Annotated in this window: 13 protein-coding genes and 1 riboswitch; of the genes, 4 read left to right on the top strand and 9 right to left on the bottom strand. The window is 43.9% G+C overall.

Translation table 11 applies throughout. The annotated features are described in order from the left end of the window. The first annotated feature begins 419 nt into the window (after positions 1-419). The gene (locus AB6E52_RS21730) at positions 420-872 is read left to right on the top strand and encodes an RNA-binding protein (protein WP_017061054.1); all 453 of its coding nucleotides are present in this window, start codon (positions 420-422) and stop codon (positions 870-872) included. On the opposite strand, the gene murI is transcribed toward AB6E52_RS21730, so the two are convergent. Genes murI through btuB form a run of 3 tightly spaced genes read right to left on the bottom strand, consistent with a single transcriptional unit; the run spans position 835 to position 4251 of the window. Then, entirely contained in the window at positions 835-1641 is an 807-nt protein-coding gene (murI, locus tag AB6E52_RS21725; protein WP_017061053.1) for a glutamate racemase, read from the bottom strand. The two genes, AB6E52_RS21730 and murI, sit on opposite strands and share 38 nt — an antisense overlap. 60 nt (positions 1642-1701) lie before the next feature. Then, positions 1702-2367 (bottom strand): ATPase, encoded by a 666-nt coding sequence (locus AB6E52_RS21720; protein WP_102319729.1) that lies wholly within the window; start codon positions 2365-2367, stop codon positions 1702-1704. 48 nt (positions 2368-2415) lie between these two features. Next, on the bottom strand, positions 2416-4251 hold the full coding sequence (gene btuB, locus AB6E52_RS21715) for a TonB-dependent vitamin B12 receptor (RefSeq protein WP_102319728.1): 1836 nt from the start codon (positions 4249-4251) through the stop codon (positions 2416-2418). 39 nt (positions 4252-4290) lie between these two features. Continuing rightward, a riboswitch (cobalamin riboswitch) is annotated at positions 4291-4495 on the bottom strand. Between the two features lie 154 nt (positions 4496-4649). Between btuB and trmA the strand changes: the two genes are divergently transcribed. Continuing rightward, positions 4650-5759, top strand: a complete 1110-nt coding sequence (gene trmA / locus AB6E52_RS21710; RefSeq protein WP_017061050.1) for a tRNA (uridine(54)-C5)-methyltransferase TrmA — start codon at positions 4650-4652, stop codon at positions 5757-5759. 80 nt (positions 5760-5839) lie between these two features. Here the strand turns inward: trmA and AB6E52_RS21705 are convergent, their stop codons facing one another. Together AB6E52_RS21705 and fabR are read right to left on the bottom strand one after the other, a co-directional pair. Beyond that, on the bottom strand, positions 5840-6211 hold the full coding sequence (locus tag AB6E52_RS21705) for a YijD family membrane protein (RefSeq protein ID WP_017061049.1): 372 nt from the start codon (positions 6209-6211) through the stop codon (positions 5840-5842). After that, the gene (fabR, locus tag AB6E52_RS21700; RefSeq protein WP_010438693.1) at positions 6211-6852 is read right to left on the bottom strand and encodes an HTH-type transcriptional repressor FabR; all 642 of its coding nucleotides are present in this window, start codon (positions 6850-6852) and stop codon (positions 6211-6213) included. Before fabR ends, AB6E52_RS21705 begins: the two co-directional genes overlap by 1 nt. A gap of 327 nt (positions 6853-7179) precedes the next feature. On the opposite strand from fabR, the gene sthA reads away from it, so the two are divergent. Beyond that, positions 7180-8580 carry a Si-specific NAD(P)(+) transhydrogenase gene (gene sthA / locus AB6E52_RS21695; RefSeq protein WP_017061048.1) on the top strand — a complete coding sequence of 467 codons (1401 nt, stop codon included), beginning with the start codon at positions 7180-7182 and terminating at the stop codon, positions 8578-8580. A 183-nt stretch (positions 8581-8763) separates the two neighbouring features. Here the strand turns inward: sthA and dinF are convergent, their stop codons facing one another. From dinF to AB6E52_RS21675, 4 genes are all read right to left on the bottom strand, one after another. After that, positions 8764-10119 (bottom strand): MATE family efflux transporter DinF, encoded by a 1356-nt coding sequence (dinF, locus tag AB6E52_RS21690; RefSeq protein ID WP_017061047.1) that lies wholly within the window; start codon positions 10117-10119, stop codon positions 8764-8766. Positions 10120-10236: 117 nt separating this feature from the next. Beyond that, entirely contained in the window at positions 10237-11115 is an 879-nt protein-coding gene (locus tag AB6E52_RS21685; RefSeq protein ID WP_102319727.1) for a class I SAM-dependent methyltransferase, read from the bottom strand. A 97-nt stretch (positions 11116-11212) separates the two neighbouring features. Then, positions 11213-11833, bottom strand: coding sequence for a transcriptional repressor LexA (gene lexA, locus AB6E52_RS21680; protein WP_019820514.1), 621 nt, complete (start codon positions 11831-11833; stop codon positions 11213-11215). A gap of 94 nt (positions 11834-11927) precedes the next feature. Beyond that, the gene (locus AB6E52_RS21675) at positions 11928-12290 is read right to left on the bottom strand and encodes a diacylglycerol kinase (RefSeq protein WP_102319726.1); all 363 of its coding nucleotides are present in this window, start codon (positions 12288-12290) and stop codon (positions 11928-11930) included. Between the two features lie 220 nt (positions 12291-12510). Between AB6E52_RS21675 and plsB the strand changes: the two genes are divergently transcribed. Then, positions 12511-14934, top strand: coding sequence for a glycerol-3-phosphate 1-O-acyltransferase PlsB (gene plsB, locus AB6E52_RS21670; protein WP_102319725.1), 2424 nt, complete (start codon positions 12511-12513; stop codon positions 14932-14934). Positions 14935-15049 lie beyond the last annotated feature (115 nt).

The following is a 15049-nucleotide window of genomic DNA, read 5'->3' as shown; positions in this document are numbered from 1 at the left end:
TGATATTCATCAACGAGTGCCCACACAGATTGATAGGTTTAAATTGTTAAAGAGCGCTAGCGTTTTGTGATTCACATCTCAGTCGCTAGGGGTGCGTACTATACCTGCACCACTTTGAGAGTCAAGGGTTATTTTCAAACTCTTTTTCTCTACCGATTTCGCTGTGTGACTTTCGTCTCACTCCGTGTCGGTGAGGCGGCATTATAGAGAGATTGAGATGGAGCACAAGGGCTTTTTGAAATAAAAGTTTTGTTCGCCTAAAAAGCCACCAGATCCGCATTTTTCGAATAAAAACTAAACATTTGAGACGTATCACAGCAATACATTGGAAAAATGGAAGCCATGAACGTAAGATTCATGTGTCTATTTTGTTAATGGTAGATGCGTCTATTTCGTTTATTAATATGTAGTATTCCGATATGAACTCAAAAAAATCGATGTTGTTAATTGTCGCACTGGCTGTATTAGGCGGCATTGTTTTCTCTCAGGTAGATATATCGCCTGCAATTACCTTTATCCTTGGTGTCTTGGCTTCCGCTTTTGTTGTTAACTTTTCAAGCACCGACTCAAAATCAGATTCAGAACCTAAGGCTTCAACCAAAACACTTTATGTGGGTAACCTTCCATACAAAGCGAACGAATCACATGTACGTGAATTATTCTCAGAGCATGGTGAAGTATTTGCAGTACGTTTAATGAAAGACAAACGTACTGGTAAAAGAAGAGGCTTTGGATTTGTTGTTATGGCAAGTAATGATGTGAATCATGCAATCTCTGCACTTAACGATAAAGATTACATGCAACGCACTTTAAAAGTACGTGTTGCAAATGATCCTAAACATCCTGAAGCGGACGAATCTGAACTGAGCTAAACCCTAACTGCTTTAACATACTATTTAGTGCACTTTCTTTTTTAGGAAGTGCACTACAAAAAACTTCACGTACTCCCCCTTCTTTATTAACGCTTTCCAAACCCAACAAATCTTGAACCCGCTTAGCTATCGCTTTACCAGAATCTATCAGCACTACACTTTCACCTAGTACTTGTTGAATCTCTGATTTGATCAATGGGAAATGAGTACATCCTAATACAGCCACATCAATTGTGTTGATCATCGGCTGAAGGATTTGCTGTAACTCTTCAAGGCTAATCTCCTCGCCTCTGAGTTTATCTTCGGCCATATCCACCAGCCGAGTAGAACCCAACAGCTCTACTCTTTTATTACTCGAGAAGTTTTTGATGAGCTCGTGTGTGTATTCACGAGTAATCGTCGCGGGAGTCGCAATAAGGCCAACCGCTTTATTAGCCAGTAACGAAGCAGGTTTGATTGCCGGGACTACGCCGACAATAGGGATAAGGTTATTAGCGCGAAGTGTCGGCAGGACTATCGTACTGGCCGTATTACAAGCTATCACCACGATATCAATAGCGTGACTCGCCACAAAACTGGCGACGATACTTTGGACTCGCTGAATGAGGACTTGCTGATCGAGCTCACCATAAGGGTAAGCCTCGTTATCGAATACATAGATATAGTTGTGATTGGGTAGTAACTGGCTTATCTCTTTATATACAGACAGACCGCCAACTCCAGAATCAAAGACCAATATGTTTTTTTGTATGCTTTCCGACACAACCATTACCTGTAATAAGTTCCGCAGCAATGATACCCCTTCACCTAGTTTTCGCCAATCATCACTCTACATAATGCAAGCTCGGTAGCGTTGATGCCCAAAGCGCTCACCCTGCTCTACATTTTCTAGCTCTATCTTAAGCTTACCTTTAAAGCATGGCGCTGACGTGACTAAGGTATGGAACTCACCATCTTCTCCACATGGGTCGACGTGACTTGGCAAACTGTCTATTAGTTCAGGCGTGTATTCTTTCCCGCAATAGCTCATGTCTAATGCATCGCTATCAACTGTGACGAGAAAGGTTTCGATTCCTCTATTTATGATTTCTTGAGCCAGCGCTTGGCTACTCTCTCCCAGTAGAGGAAATACAAGCTCCCAACCCGCAGGTTCTATATAACTTCTTCGGTAATCAGCAATACCATTGCAAAACATATCGCCGAATGCCACGGCATCAATTGATAAACCCGACCCTTTAAGCGCCGTAACAATCGTACTTTGATAGATCTCGTTACTTGGGAAGACTTCCGGCAGCTCAATAGTTATTAATGGCAAGCCGATCAATGTTGCCTGCATTTTGACAACCTCGATTGGCGTGACTTGGAAAGGAACCTCATCTCCAACATACGTAGTATAGAGAGCAACAACTTCATACTCGGTGCTTTCAAGTAGACGTTCTAGGGTTAATGTAGAGTCTTTGCCTGACGACCAACTTATGACGACTTTCTTTTTCATTGATATACCCAATAAGAAAAAACCGCCCGAAGGCGGTTTAGGTGAAAATTAGAATTGGTAAGTAGCATTTACGTAATATGTACGCTCTGGAGATGGGTATCCACCAGCTGTCTCGTACTCTTCATCAGTAAGGTTCTCGACTCGACCATTTAAAGTAAGATTTTCATTTGCATAGTAGTTAACTGAAACATCAAACAAACTGTATGCAGCCAACTCTTCAGAGAAATCTGGTCGTGCTCCTACGTATTGGTACCCCAATGACAGATCAACATCATCGAAACTAGCTACCGCGTTATACTTATAAATCTTCTTTGCGCGGCGAACTAACTGCTCACCAGATTGATCTTCGGGGTCTTGAAAGTTAGCGCTCACTTCATGATTAATAAAGCTAGTATCAAATCCTACGACCATTTCCACACCACGTAGTTGGCTTTCGCCATCAGTATTGTAGTACTTGCTTGTCGCGTAGTTGTAATCAATTAAGTCTTCGACGTTCGTATCATAGCCAGTAATCGACCAATCAACATCCTTGATTAAGCCACCAAAAGTCAGTTCAAATGAATCTGCCTTTTCAGCTTCTAACTGTGCATTACCGTAGTAGCTATATAGTTGATACAAGTTAGGTGCTTTGAAGGATGTGCCATAAGCTGCTTTTACAACAAGCCACTCAGCATAACGATAGCCTAACCCTGTGTTGTAAGTAGTTTCTGTACCAAACTGCTCATTGTCATCAACACGAAGACTCAGTTCTCCGAACACTTTATCCGCATCTGCGTTTAATGCAGCGAAGTACGCAACATTCGTTCTGTCGTATTCAGTATTCGAAGGCTTAACAATATAAGCCTCATCACGCCAATCTACACCACCACTAAGAGTCAGTGACGACGTTAGTTTGTATGAATTCACCCATTGAACATTTAGCTGTTCAAGCTCATCAGATGTTGCTGACGCTGAGTTCTTGCCTAAAGACTGTTCGTAGTTCCAGTTATCTTGATTCTGATAGTTAACTAAGAAATCAGACTTAAGTTCACTGCCACTATATTTAACACCAGTAGCAAAGGTCGAATTTTGAACTTCAGCTTCTTTGTAAGAATGGACTGGGTTACCGGTATTAAAATCAACATACGAACCATCATATTGAGAAATGGTTTCAAACATGCGGAAGTTCGCAAAGCCACTCCACTGTTGGTCGAAGTTATGTACGTACCCAATCAAAGCATTACGTGATTCAAACCCATGACGGTCGCCATCGTTTACTCCGGGCATGGGGTGAACGTTATAGCCTTCATCAGAATCGTAACCAACCGATACATTCAAATGACCATTTTCGCCAACTTTGGTACCACTAACAAAACTTAACTCTTCATAATCACGGCTGCCTAATCCCGCACTCACTACCGTTTCTTCATTGTCAGAACTGGCAACTGTAATGATATTAATCACACCACCAATAGCTTCTGAGCCATACATAGCGGCACGAGCTCCTCGAACGTATTCCACTCGGTCAACGAATGTAATTGGTAACTGGCTAAAATCGACACCACCCTTTGCAGCTCGCGCAAAACGAATACCATCAATGAGAACAAGCACTTGATCAGAGTTAGCACCACGAACAAAGATCGAAGCTTGCTGTCCTCGGCCTCCATTTTGTGAAACCTGAATACCCGTCAATCGTCTAAACACATCTGTTAGAGACTTAGCTTGAATTCGATCGATATCTTGGCGTGTTACTACTTCAACTTGAGCGACAACACTTTCCGTGCTTTGCTCAAAACGGTTAGCCGTAACCACCATGGTTTCGTCGGCAGATGCTTGTTGGGCGTGTAAATTGGAGATAGGTGAAAGCAGCGATGCTACAGCAACCGCTAAAAGGGATTTGTTCATGTTGTGATCCTAAATCGCGTAAAGTCCTACCAAACCACATCTTATGACTTGGCCGCTGGCAGGTATTCGGACTCAAGAGCACAACCTTATGGTTACCTGATATTCGACTTCCCACAAAAAGCTATTTGCAGTGTCTTATGAATACTCGTTCTCTTTTACCGCTGCGCGTCAGTTCTGGATTTACACCAGATTCCCTCTTCAGCCATCTATACATCTAAATGACACCAGCTTGCCGAAGATAGTATTGACCTATGAATCATTTGTCTAGTCTAAGATAGTTATAAGCTATAGTTTTCATGGTCGATTTACATTGAATGGCTCTCAACACTGGACAAGCGCCTGTGATTGAATAAAATCTGCGCTCTTGATTTAAAAGCACGACAGCAAAAGGCATAACAATGGCGAATTTAGATGTAAACCCGCAACGCTACCAAGAACAACTGGCAGAAAAGACAGAGCGTCTTACAGAAATGTTCTCAGAATATGATGTGCCTGAACTGGAAGTGTATGAATCTCCAGAACAACACTACCGCATGCGTGCTGAGTTCCGCGTGTGGCATGAAGGTGACGATATGTATTACGTCATGTTCAATCAAGAGACTAAAGAAAAATACCGCGTAGACCAGTTCCCTGCAGCTAGCCGTCTTATCAATGACCTAATGCCTCTATTAACAGATGCAATGAAGGACAACCACTCTCTGCGCCACAAGCTATTCCAAGTAGACTTCCTTTCTACGTTAAGCGGCGAAATTTTGGTGTCATTGCTTTACCACCGTCAATTAGGTGAACAGTGGATTCAAGATGCTAAAGCACTTAAGCAGCAATTAAACGATGAAGGTTTTAACCTAAACCTGATTGGCCGTGCGCGTAAGATGAAAATCGTACTGGACCGCGACTACGTAATTGAAAAGCTAGATGTGAATGGTGATAGCTACATCTACCAACAAGTAGAGAACAGCTTTACTCAACCCAACGGCAAAGTGGCAGAGAAAATGTTGGAATGGGCTGTCGATTGTACTCAAGACAGCAAAGGCGACTTACTTGAGCTTTACTGTGGTAACGGTAACTTCTCATTAGCGCTAGCACAAAACTTCGAGCGTGTACTGGCAACTGAACTGGCGAAACCGTCAGTAGAATCTGCGCAATACAACATCGCTGCGAACAACATTGAAAATGTTCAGATCATCCGTATGTCTGCAGAAGATTTTACTGTAGCAATGGAAGGCAAGCGTGAGTTCCGTCGTCTACAGCAAGCGAACATCGATCTTAAGAGCTACAACTGCAACACTATCTTTGTTGATCCACCGCGTTCAGGTATGGATGTTGATACTTGTAAGATGGTTCAAGGCTACGAGCGTATCATGTACATCTCTTGTAACCCTGAAACATTGAAAGAGAACCTAGACATCCTAAGCGAAACGCACGACATCACTCGTTTTGCTCTGTTTGACCAGTTCCCTTACACGCACCACATGGAAGCTGGCGTATTCCTAGAGCGTAAAGCGTAAGTATCGCTTTCAGGTCTAAGCCAAACAGCAGATACAAAAAAACGAGCCCATTGGCTCGTTTTTTTAATTTCTAAATCAGCTTAAGCAGTTTTGCCGATAAAGCCGAGTTTCTTACCTACCCATGCAAGAAGCAGCATCGCGACAATAATCGCAAAGAAGTTTGAGCCAGCATCAGGGTGTTGTGCCTTCACAAAAGCCGAGTGGCCAAATGCACCTACAAAGAAACAAGCCAAACCTACTAGTGGAATATCTTCAGATACTGGGTTAGTTAGGTACTCTTGGTAAAGTGCTTGTACAGCCAAGACTAAAGCAATCAGTGGGAAAATAGAGAAGCCCACTTCGCTCATTGTTACCCAAGATAACAGAGCATCACCACACACACCGGCAATAACAGCAAGTACGAGTGTCTTTCTTTCTGAACCACGGTTTACAGTATTATTTTCATTCGACATTATTCAATCCCGCCTTTTAATCGGTTACGTTCACGTTCTTTACGATACCAAAAAGCCCCTTTGGCCATCATTCGCAATTGCATGATCAAGCGTTCAGCCAGTTCATCTCGCTGACGTCGATCTAAATCTAATGCTTCTGCCCCTGAGTTGAAGACCAAGATAACGGAGGCTTCAGCTTGAGTAAAAGCTTCGTCTCGTGTCATGCCAGTCGTTATCAAATATTCGGTTAACTCAGCAGAGAAGTGCTGTATCTCACGAGCTACCGCTGCACGAAACTCAAATGAAGTTCCTGAGCGCTCTCGCAATAACAGTCTGAATACGTTAGGGCTGCTTTCAATGAATTCCATAAAGGTTTCAACCGATGTACGAATCACACTGCCTTCTTTTACTATGCGTTGCCTAGCTTGACGCATTAACTGGCGCAGCAGTAAGCCACCTTCATCAACCATGGTTAAGCCAAGCTCATCCATGTCTTTGAAGTGACGATAAAAGGAAGTCGGTGCTATTCCAGCCTCACGAGCGACTTCTCTCAAGCTTAGATTGGAAAAACTACGATCGGCGCTGAGTTGGCTAAATGCTGCATCGATTAAGCTGCGACGAGTTTTTTCTTTTTGCTGTGCGCGAATGCCCATTGGTTTCATACTTTATCAATTTCTTCTTTTACAGCCTAAACAGGCATGTCTAATACTCTATTCAATATAACGCGAATCACTTATTTATATAAGGCACTCTGGTTATATAAGACACTAAACATACCTCTTTGTTCACGTACCGAAGTAAATACGTTCGAAGAAAAAATTTCAATATCCACGCTGTCATTTGGAGACATACGACATACCAAATATTATTTTTTCGATAACACTGCGTGATCCCACCGACTCTCTGATGCCCTTTTCATGTACCCGAGAACAGAATCGGTTAAAATCTCGCTAAAGCAATGTTAATCAAATATAACAAGGAAGATATCTATGCCGCACTCCAACCACTTTGATGTAATCGTAATTGGTAGTGGCCCCGGAGGAGAAGGGGCAGCGATGGGATTAACCAAAGCCGGGTTGAACGTTGCAATCATTGAGAAAGAGAGCAGCGTTGGTGGTGGTTGTACTCACTGGGGAACAATTCCTTCAAAAGCACTGCGTCATGCCGTAAGTCGTATTATCGAATTCAACAGTAATCCGCTGTTTTGTCAGAACAACAAAAGCATACACTCAACGTTTTCTAACATTTTGGGGCATGCCAAATCGGTTATCGACAAGCAGACTCGATTACGCCAAGGCTTCTACGACCGCAACCAGTGCACGTTGGTCTTTGGTACTGCACGTTTTATCGATACCAACACTGTCTCGGTAATGCAAAGCGATGGCACTGAAGAACATTACAGTGCAGACAAATTTGTTATCGCGACAGGCTCTCGCCCTTACCAACCAGATAACGTCGACTTCCTGCATGAACGTATCTACGACAGTGACTCGATTCTTTCTCTTAAACACGACCCGCAACACATCATCATCTATGGTGCTGGCGTTATTGGTTGTGAATACGCGTCGATTTTCCGCGGTTTGGGTGTAAAAACCGATCTTATCAATACTCGTGACCGTCTGTTGTCATTCCTAGACAATGAAACCTCAGATGCACTTTCTTATCACTTCTGGAACAGCGGTGTCGTGATTCGCAACGATGAAACCTTTGAGAAAATTGAAGGCACTGATGATGGCGTGATCATTCACCTAGAGTCAGGTAAAAAGATGCGCGCTGATTGCCTACTGTATGCCAATGGCCGAACGGGTAATACCGATAAACTGAACCTTGGTGCTGTTGGCTTAGAAGCGGACTCGCGTGGGCAAGTCTCAGTAAATACCAATTACCAAACCAATGTTGACCATGTTTACGCTGTCGGTGATGTGATTGGCTACCCTAGCCTAGCAAGCGCGGCTTATGACCAAGGTCGATTTGTGGCTCAAGCAATTGTGAAAGGTGAAGCTGAACGCCACCTTATCGAAGACATTCCAACCGGCATCTACACCATCCCGGAGATCAGTTCTGTTGGTAAAACCGAGCAAGAACTTACCGCAGCTAAAGTACCGTATGAAGTAGGACGTTCTTCATTCAAACACCTAGCTCGTGCTCAAATTGCGGGTAAAGATATTGGTAGCTTGAAGATCCTGTTCCATCGCGAAACCAAAGAGATTTTAGGTATCCACGTGTTTGGTGAGCGTGCCGCTGAAATCATCCATATCGGACAAGCGATCATGGAGCAGAAAGGTGAAGCAAATACCATCGAGTACTTTGTGAATACGACCTTTAACTATCCAACGATGGCGGAAGCTTATCGTGTTGCAGCACTCAACGGGCTTAACCGTTTATTCTAGATATAGAACCAATAGGAGTATTTGACCACCCATAGGCCAAATGCATAAAACAGCAAGCCATGCGCTTGCTGTTTTTATTTAAGATATTGAATGTTAAGGTATTGATAGTAATTAGATCATGATGTTCTAAATACCCCTTTACCTGTACAGCCTCATTTACTCTCCACAAACAGAGCCCTCGAGCTAAGCGAGAAACTCCCCTTTCTTCCACTGAGAAACAAACAACACACCAAGACCAATTCCGCGCATTGCCATAAAGCTCAGCATCGCTAACCACAGTGCATGGTTCTCTAAACCTGATGCTAAATAGAAAATCGCGAAGAAACTGCAGGTCGCAACAAACATACTATTGCGCATATCCTTGCCCTTAGTTGCTCCAACAAAAATACCATCCAACAAGAAGCACCACATAGACACCAATGGCATTGCGATTAACCACGGTAAATACACCTCGGCTTGACTCTTCACGTCTGGGATTGTGGTGATCATATTGATTAAGCTCGAGCCAACGAGTGCGAACACTATGGTCAGTACCAAACAAATATTGAAGCTCCAGAAGAAAGTTCCAATCAATGACTGGTTCAGCTCATCTTTGTCTTTCGCGCCTATCGCCTTACCGACCATCGCTTCCATTGCGTAGGCAAAGCCATCCATCCCATAAGAGATGATCATCAAGAAACTCATCAACACGGCATTGGCCGCAACAACATCATCGCCAAAGCTTGCACCTTGGAAGGTCATGAAAGTGAAAGTCGCTTGTAGGCATAATGAACGAAGAAAGATATCGCGATTCAATTTCACGAAACGACTCAAACCTTGGCTGGTTTTCTTAAGCAGATCCCATGGCGATGGTAACTGCTTCTTCGCCCAGATTCGGTAAACACAAATTAGGCCAAATGTTAGACCGGCATAATCAGCCATTACAGATGCCAATGCAGCACCTTCCACTTGCCACCCTAAGCCGATAACAAAAACGATATCCAAAACGATATTGGTGATATTGGTGATGATCACCATCCACATTGGCGCTTTGGCGTTTTGAGTCCCGAGCAGCCAACCTAGAATCACAAAGTTAGTCAGCGCGGCAGGTGCACTCCAAGCGCGGATTGAGAAATATTGCTGACCATAGTGCTTAACTTGATCACTGGCGCTACTCAATGAGAAAACTAAATCGGCGACTAAACTGTGTAAAAGTAAAAAGACACCAGCAAACCCTAAGGCCATGGTCACGCCTTGCACAAAAACTAAGCCTAGTTGCTTGCCATCATTCGCACCATAAGATTGTGCAGCTAGCCCTGTTGTCGACATACGCAGGAAACCAAGCAACCAAAAGGTCACGCTGATCATTGTGCCGCCCAGCGCCACACCACCTAAATACCAAGAGTGCTCTAGGTGACCGATAACCGCCGCATCGACTAAGCCCAACAGTGGAACAGTAATATTAGAGAGAACCATCGGGATCGCGAGCAACAGCACTTTTTTATGCATCGCCTGATTGGATAGCGTTTGAAAAATAGTTTGGGGATTAAATAACTTCACGATCACCTCTTAGATTAGAGGCGATAGTTTAACCTAGTGGGTGGGCTTTCACTATGTTGTGGAATTTTACTTATACCGGCTATGTACTCAGTTACTCGAAATACAAAACACCTAGGATTACCACTTAACGAGCACTAACTGCGGCGTTAAACGCTTTTTGACCTGAGAGATCTTACAAAGAAGTCGCTGCCACAATTTCCAACGGTTGCATTTTTGGTCTAGTGGAGAAAACGCTTTTACCCATTGTGCCCATGGCAACCAATTGAGAACACTGTCTATTGGAGAAGATAGGCCATGCGCATACTTTCCTGAACCAAGTTTTTGCCCCAACGTACTTGAGCTTTTATCTCCAGCTAAGACTAAACACGCATGTGCATGAGTAAAGTAGCGACTCAAAGACTGAATGAAGTTCGCCGTCTGCTGTTCATTGCAATCCAGCAGAGCATGTTCACACACCACCATCACCGAGGCTTGTTCTGGAATATTGAGTTCATCCAACCAAGTCAGGTCATCGACAGAACCACACTCCAAACGATAGCGTTCATTTTTGTGGAACAGACGTTGGCGCCACACAAGGTTTTCCGTGACATCTAACTCAACCCAATGACAGCGGCCATTATCTAAACGGTAGAAACGGGTGTCGAGCCCAGCCCCAACATTGATGATCCAAGCATCTGGGTTGTGAGATAGAAATTGTTGAACTTGAGAGTCACAAAGTTGAGTCAGTGTTGCGTAGAGAAGTTGTTGCTGATCGAGCTCACCAGTAAGACATTCTGGTGCGAGCTGGCAACGCTTGCAGGCTTGAGCTGCGATAGGATCATAAACGAGACCGTCATCGGCTAGGCTTTCACGACTACGAAACCAAAGATGTTGAACGAGATTGGTCGGAACTTGGAATTCTTGGTGTGCAGACCCTTGTTCAGAAGAAGCCTTTTGAACAGAGGAGCGCGGCTTACGAGCAAGCAGCTTCATTTGAGGTTTGGTTGGGTTTGGCATCATCATCTTCCTTGTATCTCGACAAAGAAGATGATAATGAATATCAATTACAATAACAAGTTATTGAGAATGAATATCAATAATCTATTTGTAATGGCTACATCCAGTCGGTGTTACGAATGATACCAACCGCAAGGCCTTCAATAGACAAGTGTTGAGATTCAAGATCGACATGGATTGGAGAAAATTCTTCATTTTCAGCATGTAACAGAACCGTTGAACCTTTACGTTCTAGGCGCTTTACCGTTACATCATCATCGACACGAGCCACGACAACCTGACCATCACGAACATCTTGAGTTTTATGAACAGCCAATAAATCACCATCCATAATACCGATGTCTTTCATACTTTCGCCATTCACACGAAGTAAGAAGTCAGCTTGTGGTTTAAACATGCCTGGGTCAACTTGGTAATGCATTTCTACATGCTCTTGAGCCAGAATAGGCTCACCTGCGGCAACCTGACCTATTAATGGTAAACCTTGCTCTTCGTTTGCTGCATCTTCAAGCAAAATACGAATACCGCGAGACGCACCCGGGATAATCTCAATCGCTTCTTTACGAGCAAGAGCTTTCAAATGTTCTTCTGCAGCATTAGCAGAACGGAAGCCTAGTTCACGCGCGATTTCTGCACGTGTCGGTGGCATACCGGAATCTTCGATCTTACCTTTAATAAGGTCAAAGACTTGTTGCTGGCGGGGCGTTAACGGCTTCATGATTCACCTGTCTTTTTATACAGTTGACTGTGAGTATATCCAGTAACTGAACAAAAGCAAAGCAATTGGTTGTTTTTAGTTCATTTTTAACGAATTACAAAAACAAGATATCAAGCCACACATAACCTGCTAGTGCTAAACAGATGAAAACCGCCGCCGAACCGACATCTTTTGCCATCCCAGAAAGCTCATGATGTTCACTTCCGATTCGGTCGACTACCGCTTCAATCGCGGTATTGATTAGCTCAACAACCATCACTAGCACCACCGATGAGATCATCAAGATTCGCTCAACTTGGCTTACATCTAAGTAAAATGCCAACGGAATAAGCACCGCCGCCATGAACACTTCTTGTCGAAATGCAGCCTCGTTTTTAAACGAACTCGTAATGCCTTGCCATGAAAAGCCTGCTGCTTTGATGATGCGTTTGAATCCGGTGTTTGATTTTTTGGTCATTTTTAACCCTATACTCAATCAGTCGATGAATGATTTTCCACAAACTTAACGGCAATATGACTATTTCCATTAAAAGGTTAGACCAGTTTCTGGTATTCTTGCATCGATTAAATTTACGCCTAGGCTTATCCCTATTTCACTCATAGGATTTATCCTTTTTATCATAGAAATAGAGATACGCTTCAGCACATTGAAATAACTATTGAGGCAGTGAACCTATATGTCTTCTGGACAATCTTTTTCACGTTCATTAATGAAGCTACCTTTATCCCTATTGGTAAAGGGCACATCAATTCCTTCAAACCCTGTTGAGGATTTGAACATTGATTTGAGCAAACCGATTGTATACGCCTTACCGTTTCGCTCAAGCGTAGACATTCTTACATTGCAAAAACATGCACTTGAATTAGGCCTACCTGATCCGTTGAGCAAGCTTGAAATCAACGGCAAATCACTGCAACGCTACGTTTTCATCTCTTCTCGCAAAACTCTGCTGCAAGACGATGATTATGTACCAAGCTCTTCAATTGAAGTGTTCTCTGAATTGCTTTCACTGCACGCTGACGACTCTGAACTCGATGTTCAAGTTATCCCAGCTACAGTGCTGTGGGGACGTAAGCCTGGTAAAGAGAATAACCAGAAGCCTTACCTACAGGCAATGAACGGCTTAGAGAAATCAAAAGCTGTATTGCTAGCCGGTCGTGACTGTCTGGTTCGTTTCAGCCCAGTGGTTTCTCTACGCTACATGGCTAACTCGCACGGCACCGACAGCACCATCGCGCACAAATTGGCGCGCGTGGCACGTATTCACTTCTCTCGCCAAAAGCTTGCTGCATCAGGTCCTAACCTGCCAAGCCGCCAAGCTCTGTTTGATCGCCTATTAAAATCAGAAGCGATCAAGAAAGCGATTGAAGACGAAGCACAAGCAAAGAACATCTCGATCGAGAAAGCGAGCAAAGAAGCTCAAGACATCATGGACGAGATTGCTGCGAACTTCTCTTATTCGCTGATCAAGCGTGGTGAGAAGATTCTCGGTTGGCTATGGAATAAGCTGTACCAAGGCCTGCATATCAGCAACGCTTCAACGGTTCGTAAGTTGGCTCAAGATGGTCACGAGATTGTTTACGTGCCTTGTCACCGTAGCCACATGGACTACTTGCTGCTTTCTTATGTGCTTTACCACGAAGGCATGGTGCCTCCGCACATCGCTGCGGGTATCAACCTGAACTTCTTCCCTGCCGGTCCTATTTTCCGTCATGGTGGTGCGTTCTTTATTCGTCGTAGCTTCAAAGGCAACAAGCTGTACTCGACGATTTTCCGTGAATACCTAGCGGAATTGTTCGCTAAAGGTTACTCCGTAGAGTACTTCAGTGAAGGTGGTCGTTCTCGTACAGGTCGTCTATTGCAAGCGAAAACGGGCATGCTAGCGATGACAATCCAAGCAATGCTGCGCGGTATGAACCGTCCGGTGACTTTGGTTCCTGTGTACATTGGCTACGAGCACGTTATGGAAGTAGCGACTTACGCGAAAGAGCTTCGAGGTAAGCGTAAAGAGAAAGAAAACGCGAGCTTGGTGATTCGTACCATTCGTAAGCTGCGTAACTTTGGTAAAGGCTACGTGAACTTCGGTGAGCCGATTCAACTGAACCAATACCTGAATGAGCACTCACCAGAGTGGACCAAAGACATCGATCCAATGGGCACCAGCAAGCCACAATGGATGAACCCAGTGGTTAATGACTTAGCGACCAAAATGATGACGCACATTAACGATGCGGCAGCAACCAATGCCCTGACCCTTTGTGCAACGGCACTATTGGCTTCAAGACAGCGCGCATTGTCTCGTGACTCTTTGGTTTCTCAGATCAATTGCTACCTGTCTCTGCTTAAGAACGTTCCATATTCGGCAACGTTCACAGTGCCAAAAGACAGCGCTGAAGAATTGGTAAAACATGCTGAATCACTTAACAAGTTCTTGATTGAATCAGACTCAATGGGCGACATCATTTCACTAGACCGTCACCAGTCAATTCTGATGACCTACTACCGAAACAACATCATTCACTTGTTTGCTCTGCCATCGTTAATTGCACAGATGACCATTCGTCAGCGCGGTTTATCGATTGACGCGATTCAAGAGAACGTTGCTGCTATCTACCCGTTCTTGAAGAAAGAGCTATTCCTAAGCTACGAAGAAGATAAGCTTGAAGGCGTGGTTTCTAACATCATTGAAGAGCTGGTTAACCAAGGTATGCTTGTGATTTCTGATGACGAAGTCACCATCAACCAATCAAACAGCCAAGCACTGATGCTATTAGGTCGTACGATTTCAGAGACGCTACAGCGCTACTCGATTGCTCTAAACCTGTTGGCAGAGAATCCTGACCTGGATAAATCCGATCTTGAACAGAAGAGCCAAGACATTGCACAGCGACTTGGTCGTCTACAAGGCATCAATGCACCAGAGTTCTTCGATAAAGGCGTGTTTGCATCGATGTTTGCAACTCTGAAACAGCAGCAATATCTGGATAACGATGGTAACTGTGATTTAGAAAAGACTCAGCAATTCGCTAAGCTTCTCTACTCAATGCTTTACCCAGAAGTACGTTTGACGATTCAAGAGAGTATCCACCAAGCAGAGTAATCATCAGCTTGGTGTCTCTTGAATAGCGAGGCCAAACGCGATCAAAAAAGGCACCCAATGGGCTGTCTCTTATACACAAATCCCTAAGCCACGCTTGGGGATTTTTTTTGAACTA

This window comes from Vibrio sp. 10N.247.311.13 (genome assembly GCF_041467595.1).
Classification (GTDB): domain Bacteria; phylum Pseudomonadota; class Gammaproteobacteria; order Enterobacterales; family Vibrionaceae; genus Vibrio; species Vibrio crassostreae_C.
The sequence above is the reverse complement of the archived record's forward strand: the minus strand, read 5'-3'. Positions and strand labels throughout refer to the sequence as shown.

Bases quoted from the DNA above. Each gene is read 5' to 3' on its own strand.
- AB6E52_RS21730 (WP_017061054.1), top strand. From the start codon at position 420: ATGAACTCAAAAAAATCGATGTTGTTAATTGTCGCACTGGCTGTATTA.
- sthA (WP_017061048.1), top strand. From the start codon at position 7,180: ATGCCGCACTCCAACCACTTTGATGTAATCGTAATTGGTAGTGGCCCC.
- AB6E52_RS21705 (WP_017061049.1), bottom strand. From the start codon at position 6,211: ATGTCGAATGAAAATAATACTGTAAACCGTGGTTCAGAAAGAAAGACA.
- plsB (WP_102319725.1), top strand. From the start codon at position 12,511: ATGTCTTCTGGACAATCTTTTTCACGTTCATTAATGAAGCTACCTTTA.
- AB6E52_RS21675 (WP_102319726.1), bottom strand. From the start codon at position 12,290: ATGACCAAAAAATCAAACACCGGATTCAAACGCATCATCAAAGCAGCA.
- fabR (WP_010438693.1), bottom strand. From the start codon at position 6,852: ATGAAACCAATGGGCATTCGCGCACAGCAAAAAGAAAAAACTCGTCGC.
- murI (WP_017061053.1), bottom strand. From the start codon at position 1,641: ATGGTTGTGTCGGAAAGCATACAAAAAAACATATTGGTCTTTGATTCT.
- btuB (WP_102319728.1), bottom strand. From the start codon at position 4,251: ATGAACAAATCCCTTTTAGCGGTTGCTGTAGCATCGCTGCTTTCACCT.
- AB6E52_RS21685 (WP_102319727.1), bottom strand. From the start codon at position 11,115: ATGCCAAACCCAACCAAACCTCAAATGAAGCTGCTTGCTCGTAAGCCG.
- lexA (WP_019820514.1), bottom strand. From the start codon at position 11,833: ATGAAGCCGTTAACGCCCCGCCAGCAACAAGTCTTTGACCTTATTAAA.
- AB6E52_RS21720 (WP_102319729.1), bottom strand. From the start codon at position 2,367: ATGAAAAAGAAAGTCGTCATAAGTTGGTCGTCAGGCAAAGACTCTACA.
- trmA (WP_017061050.1), top strand. From the start codon at position 4,650: ATGGCGAATTTAGATGTAAACCCGCAACGCTACCAAGAACAACTGGCA.